The following is a 15,890-nucleotide window of genomic DNA, read 5'->3' on the forward strand; positions in this document are numbered from 1 at the left end:
GCCGTAACTGCCGTCATTCCGGGGCGCGCGCAACGCGCGCGAGCCCGGAATCCATCGTGCGGCTGAGTTTGTGACGAGGGCGCAGCGCCCCCTACTCCCCCGCCCTCAGACGCCGATACAGCGCACCGAGGATGTTCGAATAGTCGTCGGTCCAGACCCGCACCTTCTCGTCGTGGTCGGTCTCCTCCCACTGCTCGGATTTGGCGAGCTTGCCGACGTCGGCCTCCTCGCGCGCGGAGATGACGACGTCGGTGGAGAAGATGTAATCGGCGTCGCGCCCGGAGTCCTCGTTGTAGACCCAGCTCTTCAGGTCGTTGGCGTCGGCGATGCCGACCACGACGGGCTCGAGATCGAGATGCCGGTTGGAGACGTGCATCACCACGGCGCCGTGCGGGGCGAGCTTGTCCTTGTAGATCTTCATCGCCTCTTCGGTGGCGAGATGAATCGGGATCGCATCCGACGAATAGGCATCGACGATGATGAGGTCGTAGGCGCCGTCAGGCTCCTTCGCGAAAGTGAGGCGCGCATCCCCGATCACCGGCTTCAGGTCCGGCGCGCAGCTCGAGATGTAGCGGAAATATTTTGGATCGCGCGCGGCATCGACCATGGTCTGGTCGATCTCGAAGAATTTCCAGCTCTCGCCGGGCTCGCCGGCGCAAGCGAGCGTACCCGATCCGACGCCGATCGCCGCAACCGTCAGCGGCGCGCCCTTGCGCTCGCGGATCGCGCTGATGGCCTGACCGATGCCGCCGTCCTTGTGGTAATAGGTGATCGGCTCCGGCCGGCCGGTGACGGACGTGCCGTCATTGTTGCGGAAGCGCTCGGCGCCATGGATGGTGGTGCCGTGCATCAGCACATGGAAATAGCCGCCTGGCGTCACCACGATCTTGTGCACGCCAAAGAAGCTGCGCACCGTGACGACGCGCCCCTCGTCCGCCGGATAGATTCGCGTCAGCGCCAGCGCGAGCACGACGGTGGCAAAGATCTTCCAGCGGCCGGCATTGAGCGCGAGCGTCAGCAGCGCTGCGAGCACGCCGACGGCGCCGGCGACCCAGACGCGGTGATCCTCGAACCAGGTCGACAGATCTCCCGTGGTATATGATGGTGCGATCAGCGCCACCGCGAGCGCGGCGAGCACCAGCCAATACCATTTGACGAGACTTGCGAGCCGCTCGTTCGCCGATGGCCGGCACAGCGCGGCAAGCGCGACCAAGATCGGATATTCGGCGATCCATGAGAAGGTGAACGGCGCAACCAGCCCCGCAAAGAGGCCGCCGACCATGCCGCCGAACGACAGCGCGACATAGAAGCCGGTGAGATACCTTGCGGCCGGCCGCGTCCGCGCCAGCTCGCCATGACAGGCCATGGCGATGACGAAGAAGCAGAGCTGGTGGCCGCCGAGCGTGAGCAGCAGGTTCTGCTCGCCGCCGAAGGCCAGGAGCAGAATAACGCCGGCGATCGCAACCGGCTGCAGCATCAGCATCCATTTGTGCGGCAACAGCGGCCGCGACTGGAACACCAGCACCCAGGTCAACAGATAGAGCGACAGCGGCAGCACCCACAAAAGCGGCGCGGCCGCGACGTCGGTGGAGATGTGCGCGGTCACGGCGATGAGCAGGCCTGACGGCACCGCGGCGAGGAAGATCCAGCGCAGCCGCGTCACGAGCCCCGGCGCCGGCGCATTCGCGTCGTCGGTTTGAGCGACGATTGCGGCCGATCTCGGCGAGCGCAACAGCAGCGCGCCGCAAGCAGCGATCAGCAGAATCAAGAGGCCATAGCCCGCGGTCCAGAGCCGGTTCTGCGCGTGCAGCGTGAACATCGGCTCCAGCAGGAAAGGATAGGACAGCAGCGCAAGGAAGCTGCCGATGTTGGAAGAGGCATAGAGGAAATACGGATCATGCGCGTCGGGGTGGCCGGTACGGACGAACCAGGCCTGCAGCAGCGGGTTGTTGGCGGCGAGCGCGAAGAACGGCAGCCCGATCGAGACCACGAACAGGCCGAGCAGCCAGAAGGCGTAACCCGAGCTCGGCGGCTCGCCATAGGCGCCGGCGATGCCGAGCGGCAGCGTGGCAAAGGCCGCGACCAGCAGCAACAGATGCACCACGACCGGAACGATGCGGTTCCTGACCTGCATGAGCAGATGCGCATAGGCGTAGCCCGCGAGCAGCAGCGACTGGAAGAACACCATCGCCACCGACCACACCGCCGGCGAGCCGCCGAGACGCGGCAGCACCATCTTCGTGAACAGCGGTTGCACCGAAAACAGCAGCAGCGCGCTGACGAAGATCGCGGCCGTATAGACCGTCAGCAGCAGGCGGTTGCGCGACGACGACGGCTGCTCCGTGGCGGCGGGTTGCACGATCGAATCCATGGGAGCTCCGGCAAAAGCGTTTTTCCAGCGAAGTGGGCACCGGTTCGCGCGAGAAAACGCGTCAGACAGTCGCCCGGCGGGCGCCGGGCGCGCGCAATGGAGCACAAGGCGCCTGAACGGGCAATAAACGGTGCTGTGTTGCGGCGGGAAATGGCTGATATAGAACGTCATTCCGGGGCGCGCGAAGAATGACCAGGGAACATTGAACCTTTCATGACCGAAACCGACGTCGTCATCATCGGCGCTGGCCATAACGGCCTCACCTGCGCAACCTATCTCGCGATGGCGGGCCTGCGCGTGCGCGTGGTCGAGCGCCGCAAGGTGGTCGGGGGGGCCGCGGTCACGGAGGAGTTTCATCCGGGTTTCCGCAATTCGGTCGCGGCCTACACGGTGAGCCTGCTCAATCCGCAGGTGATCCGCGACTTGAGGCTCGCCGAGCACGGCCTGCGCGTCGTCGAACGGCGCGCGCAGAATTTCTTGCCCGCCCCCGACAGCCGTTATCTCCTCACCGGCGAAGGGCGAACGAAAGACTCGGTCGCGAGGCTCAGCGCGCATGATGCTGACGCGCTCGACGGCTTCTCGCGCGAACTGGAGGACATCGCGGACGTGCTGCGGCAATTCGTGCTGCGCGCGCCGCCGAACCTGCTCGACAGCTTTGGTATTGGCGCGCTCCGCGAGGCCGTGAACGCGGTCCAGAGCGCCAACATCCTGCGCTCCCTGACGCTTGAGCAGAGCCGCAGCCTGCTCGACCTCTTCACCCGTTCGGCCGGCGAGATGCTGGACGAGCGCTTCGAGCACGATCTCGTCAAGGCGCTGTTCGGCTTCGACGCCATCGTCGGCAATTACGCCAGCCCCTACGCGGCGGGCTCGGCCTATGTGATGCTGCACCATGCCTTCGGCGAGGTGAACGGCAAGAAGGGCGTCTGGGGCCACGCCATCGGCGGCATGGGCGCGATCACGCAGGCGATGGCGCGCGCCGCGCGCAACCAGGGCGTCGCGATCGAGCTCGACGCCGGCGTGCGCGAGGTCATCGTCGAGCGCGACCGCGCGGCCGGCGTGATCCTAGAGAACGGCGAGACGATCCGTGCAAAATATGTGGCGTCCAACGTCAATCCAAAGCTGCTCTACACGCGGCTGGTCGCGGCCGACGCCTTGCCCGCGGACTTCCTCGCCCGCATCCGCCACTGGAAGAACGGCTCCGGCACCTTCCGTATGAACGTGGCGCTGGACCGCCTGCCCTCCTTCACGGTGCTGCCGGGCGAAGGCGATCACCTCACCTCCGGCATTATCCTTGCGCCGAGCCTCAACTACATGGACCGCGCCTATCTCGATGCGCGCGCGCAAGGGTGGAGCCGAGAGCCCGTCGTCGAGATGCTGATCCCCTCGACGCTCGACGACACGCTCGCGCCCGCGGGCAAGCACGTCGCGAGCCTATTCTGCCAGCACGTCGCGCCCGAACTGCCCGACGGCAAGTCCTGGGACGATCATCGCGAGGAGGTCGCCGATCTCATGATCGCGACGGTGGACCGATACGCGCCTGGTTTTGCGAGCAGCGCGCTCGGCCGCCAGATCCTCTCGCCGCTCGATCTCGAGCGGCAGTTCGGTCTCGTCGGCGGCGACATCTTTCACGGCGCGCTGACGCTGAACCAGCTGTTCTCGGCGCGGCCGATGCTGGGCCATGCCGATTATCGCGGGCCGCTGAGGGGGCTCTATCACTGCGGCTCCGGCGCCCACCCCGGCGGCGGCGTCACCGGCGCCCCCGGCCACAATGCGGCGCAGGTGATCCTGCGGGATCACCGCGCGCTGTTCGGAAGCCGTGGATAAAACTGTGGATGGGCTGTGGACAGGCTGCGGCCTAAGGGTAGTGTCTCAGTTTGAAATTTTAATTCGTTGGACTTAACTCACATGCCTTGAGGCAGTAGTCGAATCCGGCATCAAAAGAGTTTGGGTGCAGAGCATTGCACTTGGCATTACAAGCGCCTTCCCCATTCTTCTTCCGATAAACATCCGAATATTGTTGAATGTCATCACCATGCACATAGGTGCATGCGATCGAAGTCTTCGAGTTTTGATCCCAACAGTTCCATTGGCCGCGAGCCCGCTCTCTCTCACTTGGATAAGTGCCTGAGAAGTTTTGAACGAGAAATTCGCAAGCGTTTGGCGGACATAAGGTGGGCGGCACCTCACCAGAGGCCATTCCCGAGAACGACATCACAGAAACCAAAAATGCAATGTGTGGTGCGAAGTTGGGCATCTGAAAATCCTCAAAACGTAATATGCTTGGCGGCAAGCAGTCTACAGGTTGTGGAATAGGTGCCAAGAGGACCCAAGGGCGAAAAGCGCCCCGGCGACGTGATCGGCACCGCCGTCCTGGTCGGCACAAGATCATCACCGGAGAGATCGAGGACATCCCCACAGAGGATGGCAAGAAAGCTGCCGCTGTGGCGCTCGGCCGTATGGGCGGAAAGGCCCGGGCGGAGAATATGTCGGCCAAGCGCCGCAAGGAGATTGCCAGCAAAGCCGCGAAGGCTCGCTGGTCCAAATCTCGCTAGAGCATGCCAGAGATATACCGGATTTGGTTCTGGTAGCGGCCAATGGCTTTGTTAACCTGCAGGCGGCGGCGATCGACGGTCTTGAAGTCACCAACTGCCAATTGCGTCAGCGGGATGCTGAGCGCGCCGCTGATACGGCCTGACCCGCGAAAGTCGTCCGCCAAAACGAATACGTCGCTCGGCTCTCCATGCGGAAGCAAATTGGGATATTGTTCGGCAATCTCCAGCGCGACGGCGCAGGTCATCCGCGTGATTAGCGACGACTGAAAGAACATCTTCCGCCAAGGGCGTGAGCGGCAATTCAACCATGGCTGGCGGATGCCTGTGTACGTGCTGTTGGAACTTACCGGGAGAGGCTGTGGAAAGCTTAGGGATAAGCGGCGGGATAAGCCGGTGGACGGCATCCGGTGAAACGAGCGGATAGCTTGTGGATACCGCCCCGGAAGCCGCGCATCCAAAACGACTTCGCCCGCCAGGGGGCAATTCCCCCGCGGGCGATAGTCAAAAGCAATCTATGAAGAAAACAGCCGCCGCTGGGAAATGGGAGGCGGAAATTACTTCAAGGAGGTGCTAATCGAACCGAACTTGTCGTTCATGGTGGTGCCCAGGCTGTTCACCACGGTGATGATCGCCAGCGCGATACCGGCTGCGATCAGGCCGTATTCGATCGCCGTCGCCCCGGATTCATCGGACCAGAACTTCTGAACCAAACGCTTCAAGACTCGCCTCCGTTTCCATTTCTAGGTGTGTTGGTTGACCCCAACATCCGGAAATCTACGGTGCACAACCTTCGGTCAAGTTAATCCGGGAACAGCAAGTTATGCGGAAAATTGGGAACAAAAGTTCCAAAAATTGAAGCCAGCGGGTCCTCCAGATGCAGCCTTCCTCCACCCATCGCGCCAGCTTTTCGATCGGCAATGAGGCCGCGGCCAAGCGCGTCGTCGATGTGCTCACAGAGGTCTTTTTCGAGGGCGACGCGGCCGTCGCCGCCTTCGAGCGGCCGGACGGACAATGGGACGTCACGCTGCATTTCGCAGAAGTGCCGGACCAGGCATTATTGCGCGAACTCGTTGTAACCTCAGCAGGAAACGAGATCGCCGACACCCTCGTCTTCGATACGGTCGAGGCCAAGGACTGGGTCAAGGCGAGCCTTGAGGATCTGATCCCGGTGCCGGCCGGGCGCTTCGTCGTGCACGGCAGCCATGATCGCGATCGCGTGGCCCAGAACAAGCTCGCCATCGAGATCGAGGCGGCGCTCGCCTTCGGCACCGGCCACCACGGCACCACGCGCGGCTGTTTACTGCTGCTTGACCATGTCCTGAAGAGTGCGCGCCCGCGGCGCGTGCTCGACCTCGGCACCGGCACCGGCGTGCTGGGAATAGCGGCGGCCAAGGCGCTGCACCGCGGGGTACTCGCCTCCGACATCGATCCGCCTTCCGTGCGCGTGGCAGCCGAGAACGGCAGGCTGAATGAAGTTGGTAACCTTGTGCGGGTGATCCGCGCCACCGGCTTCGCTGCGCCGGATTTCACTGGGTGCGGCCCGTTCGACCTGGTGCTGGCCAACATCCTTGCCAATCCGTTGCGGCAATTGGCGAGCCCTATGGCGAAACATCTCGCTCCTGGAGCCCGGGTGATCCTCTCTGGCCTCCTGACCCACCAGGCCCCCGCGGTCATCGCCGCCTACCGCGCGCGCGGCCTCGTGCCGCTGCGGCACCTGCGGATCGAGGGCTGGAGCAGCCTGTTGCTGCAGAAGGTTGGGTGAGCTGCTGTAGCGATCGTAGGGTGGGTTAGCCGAAGGTGTAACCCACCACTTCCGTCGCCGCGCAGGATGCGGTGGGTTACGCTACGCTAACCCACCCTACAACATCGTCGACACAGCGCTACTCCGCCGCCTTCTCGTCCCCCCGCTTCGGCACGCGCTCGCCTTGCAGGGCGCGTCGGGCGCGGCGCTCGGCGAAACGGTCGATCATCTGGCTGATGACGCCGCGCGGCTTCTTCGGCGTCGTTGCGGCCGGGGCGCGGCGGACCGGCGGCGAAATCTTCTCAAACGTGAACGCAGGCATCGTGTGTCCCCTCGCCGTTGAGTAGAAACACTTGCTCGAATTTCCCTGTTGTCCGGACGAAGCTCAAAGGCCGCATCCCGTTACTCCACTCGACTCAAGCAGAACTTTTTCAAGCACAGTCCATGCCAAATGCGCTGCAAATGCGTCTACATTGCGGACTGATCCCCATCATCCTAGATTGAGCCGTCATGTTCGAAGCGCACTTCCAGACATTCGAGGAGCCGGAGGCCGGCGTCGCGTTGGCGGCGCGGCTTGCCGCATTCCGTGAAGAGCTCGCCCGCCGCAAGCTGACCGGTTTCGTGATTCCACGTGCCGATCAGCAGCAGAACGAATATGTGCCACCGTCGGAAGAGCGGCTCGCCTGGCTGACCGGCTTCACGGGGTCGGCGGGACTTGCCGCGGTGCTGACCCACGAGGCCGCGGTCTTCGTCGACGGCCGCTACACGCTTCAGGCGGCCAAGCAGGTCGACGCGAAGGCCTGGGCGGTGGAGTCGCTGGTCGACCCGCCGCCGGAGAGCTGGCTGACGGCGCATCTGAAGGCCGGCGACCGCCTGGGATTTGATCCATGGCTGCACACTTCTGCGGCAGCCGAGCGTCTCGCTGCCGTCTGCGCCAAGGCGGACGCCGAGCTGGTGGCGGTCGACAGCAACCCGGTCGATGCGATCTGGCAGGACCGGCCGCTGCCCCCGCTGGCACCGGTCGCGGTGCACGGCCTGCAATTTGCCGGCACCGCCGAGGCCGAAAAGCTGAAGCAGATCCGCGCCGAGATCGAAAAGCTCGGCGTCGAGGCGCTGGTCCTGTCCGACAGCCACGCGGTGGCCTGGACCTTCAACATCCGCGGCGCCGACGTCGCACATACGCCGCTGCCGCTGTCCTACGCGCTGGTGCCGAAAAACGGCCGGCCGACCGTGTTCATCGACCATCGCAAGCTTTCCAATCTCACCCGCGATCATCTCGAGCAATCCGCCGACGTGCGCGAGCCCGACGCGATGGCGCCGACGCTGATGGCGCTGGCCAAGAGCGGCGCCGCGATTGCGCTCGACAATGCCACTGCGGCTGATGCCCTCAGCAGGCTGATTGCGGGCGCCGGCGGCAAGCCGGTGCGCGGCAGCGATCCGATTGCACTGTTGAAGGCGGTCAAGAACACGACCGAGATCGCCGGCACCAAGACCGCGCACCGGCGCGATGCCGTGGCGCTGGCACGCTTTCTCGCCTTCATCGACCGCGAGGCGGAAAGCGGCAAGCTCACCGAGATCGACGCGGTCGAGGCGCTGGAAACGTTTCGCCGCGACACCGGCGCGCTCAAGGACGTGTCGTTCCCGACCATCTCCGGAACGGGCCCGAACGGCGCCATCGTGCATTACCGCGTCACCCGCAAGAGCAACCGGCGGATCGCCCGCGGCGACCTTTTGCTGATCGATTCCGGTGCGCAATATGAGGACGGCACCACCGACGTCACCCGCACCATGGCGGTCGGCGAGCCTACGGACGAGATGCGCGACCGCTTCACCCGCGTCTTGCGCGGCCATATCGCAATCGCGCGCGCGGTCTTCCCGGACGGCACCACTGGCGCGCAGCTCGACACGCTGGCGCGGCAATATCTCTGGGCCGCCGGCGTCGATTTCGAGCATGGCACCGGCCACGGCGTCGGCAGCTATCTGTCGGTGCATGAGGGGCCGGCACGGATCTCCAAGCTCGGCACCACGCCGCTGAAGCGCGGCATGATCCTCTCGAACGAGCCCGGCTACTACAAGACCGACGGTTTCGGCATCCGCATCGAGAATCTTGAATTGGTCGTCGCCGCGGAGATTCCGGGCGCCGAAAAATCGATGAACGCGTTCGAGACGCTGACGCTGGCGCCGATCGACCGCCGCCTGATCGACGTCGCGATGGTGAGCCGCGACGAGCTCGATTGGCTCAATGCCTACCACACGCGGGTAAAGGCCGAGGTGCGGCCGGCGCTGGATGAGGCGACCAGGGCGTGGCTGGATCAGGCAACGGCGGAGCTGAAGGCGTAATCTCTAACAGCAGCGTGGCGCATGGCACTACGCGATTTGCGCAACGCTCCATCCTCCCCACAATTGTCATTCCCCGCGAAAGCGGGGAATCCAGTACGCTGCGGCTTCTCCGTATCGTCGCACGGTCTCTGGAATACTGGATTGCCCGCCTTCGCGGGCAATGACGACGGAGTTTGGGCACGAGCGCACCAGCATCGCGCCGTCTCCTCCGTAGAACAACGGCCTCTCCGCGCGCACTCGTTATAACCGTCCCGGATTCGGTATGGCCGCATTCCGAAACGCCGATATCCGTCTTGCGCGAGCACGTTACAGTCGATTCGAATTCGTGAAGAGACGGACACGCATGCACGGCATGATCAACAGGCCGCCCGGAGCGGCAGCGTACGGCAACATCGCGACATCGCGCGTGGTGCTGCTGTTGCTGGTCGTCATGACCGGGATTGCGCCGATCTCGCTCTACATGCTCGTTCCGGCGCTGCCGGTGCTGGCATCGACCTTCGGCCGCGACATCTCGATCGCGCAGATGACGGTGTCGCTCTACATGGTCGGCATCGCCTGCTCGCAGCTCGTCATGGGCCCGCTGTCCGACAAGTTCGGGCGGCGTCCGGTGCTGCTCGCAGGCCTCGCACTGATGGTCGCGGCCAGCATCGCCTGCATCTTCGCAGACAACCTGCCGCAACTGATCGCCGCGCGCTTCTTCCAGGCGCTGGGCGGCGCCACCGGCATGGTGGTGAGCCGAGCCATCATCCGCGACATCTATGAGCGCGACCGCGTCGCCTCCATGATCAGCCTCGTGGTCGCGGCGCTCATGATCGGACAGATGCTCTCGCCGCTGACCGGCGGTCTGATCGAAACGGCGTTCGGCTGGCGCGCGATCTTCTATGCCATCACGATCGGCGCGATCGCGGTCGCTGTGGGCATCGCATTCGCGCTGCCGGAGACGCGCCGGAGCCGCGCAGCCGGCAGCGGCTTTCGCGGCGACGTGGGCATGTTGATCCGCAATCGCGCCTTCGTCGGCTATGTGCTGTGCCAGGTGCTGGCGTCCCAGATCATCTTCGCCTTCGCCGGCGGCGGCCCCTACATCGTGGTGACGCAGATGGGCCGCAGCAGCGCCGAATATGGCGCATGGTTCGCAACGACCGGCTTCGCCTATCTGGTCGGCAATCTCCTCTGCGTGCGCTTTGCGCCGCGCCACTCGCTGGAGAAGCTGATCTGGTTCGGGCTCGGTCTGCAGCTCTGCGGCAGCCTGTTGAACCTGCTGTGGAGCCTCACCGGGTGGAACGAAGCACCCGCCTGGCTGTTCGGCACGCAGATGATCGTGATGGCCGGCAATGCCTTCGTGATGGCGAATTCGGCCGCCGGCGCGATCAGCATCCGCCCCGAGGCCGCGGGCACCGCATCGGGCGCGATGGGCTTTCTGCAGCAGGGCATCGGCGCCTTGATGTCGCAATTCGGTGCCTATCTCGGCGGACATTCCACCACGACGCTGCCGCTGACCTCGGCGATAACAGCGATCTCGCTGCTCTGCGCCGCCACGATGATCTTCATCGTGCCGCGGCGGGAGGTCGTCGTCAGCGAGGAGCTGATCGAGCAGGCGGAGGAGGAAGAGAGCGGGATGATGTGAGGGAGCGCGCAGCGCGCCTCCGCAATCTCCGTGTCATGCCCGGCTTGACCGGGGCCCAGTACGCCGCGGCTTCTCCGTATCCTCGCACTGTCTCTGGAATACTGGATCACCCGCTTTCGCGGGTGATGACGGCGGAGTGAGAAGCGTGCAAACGCCCCCTTACTCCCCGATCAGCTTCAGCCACTCGTCCTCGGTCAGCACCTTGACGCCGTGCTTGTTGGCTTCCGCGAGCTTGGAGCCGGCGCCGGGGCCGGCGACCACGAGATCGGTCTTCTTCGATACCGAGCCGGACACCTTTGCGCCCAGCCGCTCCGCCGTCGCTTTCGCCTCATCGCGCGTCATCTTCTCCAGCGAGCCCGTGAACACGACGGTCTTCCCGGCGACCGGCGAGTTGCTCTTCGGCTTCTCGGCGTCGACGATGTCGACCTCGCCGGTCAGCCGCTCGACGATGCCGCGGTTGTGGCTCTCGCCGAAATAGTCGGCGATGCTCTTGATCACGGTGTCGCCGATCTGGTCGAGCGCATCCATGTCGGCCATGGTCTCCTCATCGCCTTTGGCGACCTTGAGGCAGGCATCGTGGAAGGCGTCCCATGAGCCATAGCCGCGCGCCAGCGCCAGCGCCGTGGTCTCGCCGACATGGCGCATGCCGAGCGCGTAGATGAAACGCTCCAGCGCGATCTTGCGCCGGCTCTCGATGGCGCCGAACAGGTTGCGCACCGAGGTCGCACCGTAGCCCTCGATCTCCTCAAGCTTGAGCTTCGCGTTGCGCTTCTCCAGCGTGAAGATGTCGGCGGGCTCCTTCACCCAGCCTTCGTCGAAGAAATACTGGAGCTGCTTTTCCCCCAAGCCGTCGATGTCGAACGCCCGCCGCGACACGAACAGTTTCAGGTGCTCGATCTTCTGATAGGGACAGGCGAACTCGCCGGTGCAGCGGGCGCGCGACCCCTCCTCGCCGGCGGCCGTCTCCTCGCGCACGACATCGGTGTGCAGCGGGCACGGGCACTTCTTCGGGAAGTGGAATTCCTTCGCGTTTCTCGGCCGCTTGTCGATGACGACATCGACCACCTGCGGGATGACGTCTCCGGCGCGCTGGATCACGACGGTGTCGCCGATCCGGATATCGCGCCCCTCGCGCAAGACCTCGCCCTTGTTGCCGATGCCCTTGATATAGTCCTCGTTGTGCAGCGTGACGTTCTGCACGATCACGCCGCCGACGCCGACCGGCTCGAGCTTGCCGACGGGCGTGAAGGAGCCGGTGCGGCCGACCTGGATCTCGATGTCGCGCAGCACCGTCATGGCGCGTTCGGCCGGGAATTTGTGTGCGATGCCCCAGCGCGGCGTGCGCGAGACGAAGCCGAGCCGCTCCTGCCAGTCGATGCGATCGACCTTGTAGACGACTCCGTCGATGTCGTAGTCGAGCTCGGCGCGCTGCTCCTCGATCGAATGATGGAAGGCGAGCAGCTCCTCGACCGAGTGACACAGCTTGGTCAGCGGATTGGTCTTGAAGCCGCAGCGCTCGAACCAATGGATCATGCCGCTCTGCGTGCCCTCGGGCATCGCGCTCATCTCGCCCCAGGCATAGGCAAAGAAGCCGAGCGGGCGTGAGGCGGTGATGGTGGGATCCTTCTGCCGCAAGGAGCCCGCGGCCGAGTTGCGCGGATTGGCAAAAATGGTGCTGCCTTCGGCCTTCTGCCGCTCGTTGAGCGCGAGGAACGCCTTCTTGGTCATGTAGACCTCGCCGCGCACCTCGCAGATGTCGGGGACGTTGCGGCCCTTCAGCTTCTGCGGCACGTCCTCGAGCGTACGGATATTGGCGGTGACGTCCTCGCCTTCCGCGCCGTCGCCGCGCGTCGCCGCGGTGACGAGCTCGCCGCCCTCATAGCGCAGCGACATCGAGAGCCCGTCGATCTTCGGCTCGGCGGAGAAATCGATCCTGTCGTCGGCAAGCTTGAGAAAGCGTGCAATGCGGCCGACGAAATCGCGGACGTCCTCTTCGGCAAAGGCATTGTCGAGCGACAGCATGGGAACGGCATGCCGGACTTTCTTGAAGCGCCCTGACGGCGCGGCTCCGACCTTCTGCGACGGCGACTCCGCGCTGACGAACTCGGGAAAGCGCTTCTCGATCGCATTGAAGCGCTGACGCAGCCCGTCGTACTCGGCGTCGGTAACCGTCGGCGCGTCCTCTTGATAGTAGCGCCTGTCGTGCTCCTCGAGTTCGAGGGCGAGCCGCATGTGCTCGACCTTGGCCTGCGCCTTGGTGAGATCGGCGATATCGCGAAGCGGCCTTGCGTTGGATTTTGCTGCTCTTGCCATGGTGCTTGGATACGACGGAGCGGGTGGGACGGTAAAGGCGGGTCAGGGTCTCATGCCCCGGACGCAGCGCAGCGCTTCTTCAGCGATGCGCTGCAGAGCCGAGGCCCATGCGGCAGCGCTCTGGGTCCCGGCTCGCGCTACGCGCGTCCGGGACACGAGAATTAAGCCGTCGCTGCCCGCAGCAGCCGTTCCGCCGCCGCCCTTGCCTCGGCGGTGATCTCGGCACCGGCCAGCATCCGCGCGATCTCCTCGCGGCGGTGGTCGGCGGCGAGCGCGTTGACGCGGGTGGCGACGCGCTTGCCCTTGTCGAGCGCGTCCTTGGAAATCAGCAGGTGCTGGTCGGCACGCGCGGCGACCTGCGGGGCGTGGGTCACGGCCATCACCTGGACCTTGCCGGCAAGACGGGCGAGCCGCGCGCCGATGGCGTCCGCGACCGCACCGCCCACGCCTGTGTCGATTTCGTCGAACACCAGGGTCGGCGCCGAGCCGCGGTCGGACAGCACGACCTTGAGCGCGAGCAGGAAGCGCGACAGCTCGCCACCGGAAGCGACCTTCATCAGCGGTCCTGGCTTGGTGCCGGGATTGGTCTGCACCCAGAACTCGACGCGGTCGAAGCCTTGTGGGCCCGGTGCGGTCTCGTCGGTCTCGACCTGCGTCATGAACTTCGCGCGTTCGAGCTTGAGCGGTGCGAGCTCGGCATTGACGGCCTTGTTGAGCTTCTCCGCCGACTTCTGCCGCGCCAGCGACAATTTCTTGGCGGCGGCCGCATAGCGCGAATCGGCCTCGATCGCGGCCTGCTCGAGCTTCTTGAGCTGCGTGGCGCCGGCATCGATCAGCACGACGTCGGCGGCGTATTTGGCGGCAAGCGCGGCCAGCCCATCGACCGGCGTGGAATATTTGCGGGAGGCGGCGCGCAGCGCGAACAGACGCTCCTCGATGCGTTCGAGCTCGGCCGGATCGAAATCGGTCGCGGCCAAAGCGGCCTGGAGGTGCTGATCCGCCTCCTCCAGCGCGTTGATCGCGGCATCGATCGCCTTGACCGCAGGCTCGACCAGCGCCGGCGAATTGACCCCGCGGCGCTCCAGCCGGCGTACCGCGGCGGACAGGGCCGCGACCGGCGAGTGATTGCCGCCGACCGCTTCCTGCGCATCACGCAGGTCGGAGGCGATCTTCTCACCCTGCATCATGGTGGTACGGCGTGAGGCGAGCGAAGTCTCCTCGCCGTCCTTGGGCGCGAGCCGCTTCAATTCGTCGGAGGCGTGGCGCAAATAGTCGGCCTCCCGGGCGGCGCGCTCCATGCCGGCCCGATGCTCCTCCAGAGCGGTATTGGCGGTGCGGCGCGCCTCCCAGAGCGATTCGACTACCGCGACGTCCTTTTCGAGGCCGGCAAAGGCATCGAGCAGGCGGCGATGGGTGGCGGCATCGACCAGCGCGCGCTCGTCATGCTGGCCGTGGATTTCGACCAGCGCGGCGCCGACCGCCTTGAGGGTCTGCACGCTGATCGACTGGTCGTTGATGAAGGCGCGGGTGCGGCCGTCGGCGAGCTGCACCCGGCGGAGAATCATCTCGCCGGTGTCGTCCAGCCCGTTCTCGGCCAGGATCTTCGTGGCGGGATGGGTCTTCGGCACGTCGAAGACCGCGGTGACCTGCCCCTGCTCCACCCCGTGGCGCACGAGGCCGGCGTCGCCGCGGCCGCCGAGCGCCAGCGCAAAGGCATCGAGCAGGATGGATTTGCCCGCACCGGTCTCGCCGGTCAAAACCGCAAGGCCGGGAGCGAATTCGATATCGAGCCGTTCGATCAGGACGATGTCACGGATCGACAGACGCGCCAGCATGGAACCCCAAATTTCCTAGCCGAGGCCCATTTTCTTGAAGGTCCTGCTGATCCAGGACCCCTGATTCTCGCTCGGCTCGAGACCGCCGGATTTTACAAGATTATAGGCGTCCTTGTACCAGCGGCTGTCAGGAAAATTGTGCCCGAGCACGGCGGCCGCAGTCTGCGCCTCGCCGACGATGCCGATGGCCATATAGGCCTCGGTGAGCCGGAACAGCGCCTCTTCGACATGGCGCGTGGTCTGATACTGCGTCACGACGGCCTTGAAGCGGTTGATCGCGGCCGTGTAGTCGCGCTTCTGCATGTAGTAGCGGCCGACATTCATTTCCTTGCCGGCGAGCTGGTCGCGCGCCCCCTCGATCTTGGCCTTGGCGCTGACCGCATATTCCGAGCTCGGATATTTGCGCACCACCTCTTCCAGCGAGGCGACCGCCTTCTCGGTGCGGCCCTGGTCGCGGCTGATATCCGGGATCTGATCGTAATGGGAGGCGGCGATCAGATATTGCGCGTAGGCGGCATCCGGGCTGCCGGGATGCAGCGTGACGTAGCGGGTGGCGGCGCCGATGCAACCGTCATAGTCGCCGCCCTGGTAGGCGGCATAGGCCGACATCAGCAGCGATTTGCGCGCCCAGTCGGAATAGGGATGCTGGCGGTCGACCTCTTCGAACTTCTTGTTCGCCGCCTTCATGTCCTTCTTCTCGTTCATGAGGAACAGGCCCTCATTGTAGAGCTTGTCGGCGGGCTCCTCGACGAAGGTGTCGTCTTTGGCGGTGAACTTGTCCCAGAGTGCGCCGGTACCGCAGCCGGCCAGCGGCAGCGCGAGAACGAACAAGGTCGCGGCCTGCGCCAGCGGGCGAATCTTGATCGACGCCTTGGGCGAAACCGGAAAATATTCGCGCGTCATTCGCTGTGCCGACATGAATTGAGACTCGTCGCCCTGTGATGCGGTGCCCGCCATCCCATGAACCGGTCATACCCCGTCATGGACGCGAGATTGTCCGTGGCGCCCTGCCAATGCGACCACGCCGATGTATCCATAAAAACGATCGCTAAACGACCGGATAGGTGCGCAATTCGCCCGGATTAAGGCGGCCACGCGTCATGGTAGCCGATCA

12 protein-coding genes are annotated in these 15,890 nt (G+C 64.8%); 4 read left to right on the forward strand and 8 right to left on the reverse strand.

Annotation, left to right across the window (positions count from 1 at the left end; translation table 11 throughout):
- Positions 1 to 91: 91 nt before the first annotated feature.
- Positions 92 to 2,371: a spermidine synthase gene (locus AXW67_RS11440; protein WP_063677960.1), complete on the reverse strand. Its 2,280-nt coding sequence runs from the start codon at positions 2,369 to 2,371 to the stop codon at positions 92 to 94.
- Between the two features lie 213 nt (positions 2,372 to 2,584).
- Here AXW67_RS11440 and AXW67_RS11445 point away from each other — a divergent pair, with 213 nt between their 5' ends.
- A complete protein-coding gene (locus tag AXW67_RS11445) occupies positions 2,585 to 4,195 on the forward strand; it encodes a phytoene desaturase family protein (RefSeq protein WP_063677961.1) in 1,611 nt (536 codons plus the stop codon).
- A gap of 58 nt (positions 4,196 to 4,253) precedes the next feature.
- Here AXW67_RS11445 and AXW67_RS41780 read toward each other — a convergent pair whose 3' ends face one another.
- The 3 genes from AXW67_RS41780 to AXW67_RS11460 all read right to left on the reverse strand — a co-directional run bounded on the left by AXW67_RS41780 (position 4,254) and on the right by AXW67_RS11460 (position 5,642).
- On the reverse strand, positions 4,254 to 4,625 hold the full coding sequence (locus tag AXW67_RS41780) for a hypothetical protein (RefSeq protein WP_145927547.1): 372 nt from the start codon (positions 4,623 to 4,625) through the stop codon (positions 4,254 to 4,256).
- 294 nt (positions 4,626 to 4,919) lie between these two features.
- A complete protein-coding gene (locus AXW67_RS11455) occupies positions 4,920 to 5,198 on the reverse strand; it encodes a hypothetical protein (RefSeq protein ID WP_063677962.1) in 279 nt (92 codons plus the stop codon).
- A gap of 279 nt (positions 5,199 to 5,477) precedes the next feature.
- Positions 5,478 to 5,642 carry a Flp family type IVb pilin gene (locus AXW67_RS11460; RefSeq protein ID WP_027556908.1) on the reverse strand — a complete coding sequence of 55 codons (165 nt, stop codon included), beginning with the start codon at positions 5,640 to 5,642 and terminating at the stop codon, positions 5,478 to 5,480.
- A 155-nt stretch (positions 5,643 to 5,797) separates the two neighbouring features.
- Between AXW67_RS11460 and AXW67_RS11465 the strand changes: the two genes are divergently transcribed.
- Positions 5,798 to 6,685, forward strand: a complete 888-nt coding sequence (locus AXW67_RS11465; protein ID WP_063677963.1) for a 50S ribosomal protein L11 methyltransferase — start codon at positions 5,798 to 5,800, stop codon at positions 6,683 to 6,685.
- Positions 6,686 to 6,803: 118 nt separating this feature from the next.
- Here AXW67_RS11465 and AXW67_RS11470 read toward each other — a convergent pair whose 3' ends face one another.
- On the reverse strand, positions 6,804 to 6,986 hold the full coding sequence (locus tag AXW67_RS11470) for a hypothetical protein (protein WP_063677964.1): 183 nt from the start codon (positions 6,984 to 6,986) through the stop codon (positions 6,804 to 6,806).
- 188 nt (positions 6,987 to 7,174) lie between these two features.
- On the opposite strand from AXW67_RS11470, the gene AXW67_RS11475 reads away from it, so the two are divergent.
- Entirely contained in the window at positions 7,175 to 9,004 is a 1,830-nt protein-coding gene (locus AXW67_RS11475) for an aminopeptidase P family protein (RefSeq protein ID WP_063677965.1), read from the forward strand.
- 343 nt (positions 9,005 to 9,347) lie between these two features.
- Positions 9,348 to 10,628 (forward strand): multidrug effflux MFS transporter, encoded by a 1,281-nt coding sequence (locus AXW67_RS11480; protein WP_063677966.1) that lies wholly within the window; start codon positions 9,348 to 9,350, stop codon positions 10,626 to 10,628.
- Between the two features lie 159 nt (positions 10,629 to 10,787).
- Here AXW67_RS11480 and ligA read toward each other — a convergent pair whose 3' ends face one another.
- From ligA to AXW67_RS11495, 3 genes are all read right to left on the reverse strand, one after another.
- A complete protein-coding gene (gene ligA, locus AXW67_RS11485; RefSeq protein WP_063677967.1) occupies positions 10,788 to 12,941 on the reverse strand; it encodes an NAD-dependent DNA ligase LigA in 2,154 nt (717 codons plus the stop codon).
- 161 nt (positions 12,942 to 13,102) lie between these two features.
- Entirely contained in the window at positions 13,103 to 14,776 is a 1,674-nt protein-coding gene (gene recN, locus AXW67_RS11490) for a DNA repair protein RecN (protein WP_063677968.1), read from the reverse strand.
- Positions 14,777 to 14,791: 15 nt separating this feature from the next.
- Complete coding sequence (locus AXW67_RS11495) at positions 14,792 to 15,694, reverse strand: outer membrane protein assembly factor BamD (protein ID WP_063678050.1); 903 nt, start codon at positions 15,692 to 15,694, stop codon at positions 14,792 to 14,794.
- Positions 15,695 to 15,890 lie beyond the last annotated feature (196 nt).

The organism is Bradyrhizobium neotropicale (genome assembly GCF_001641695.1).
GTDB classification, from domain to species: Bacteria; Pseudomonadota; Alphaproteobacteria; order Rhizobiales; family Xanthobacteraceae; genus Bradyrhizobium; species Bradyrhizobium neotropicale.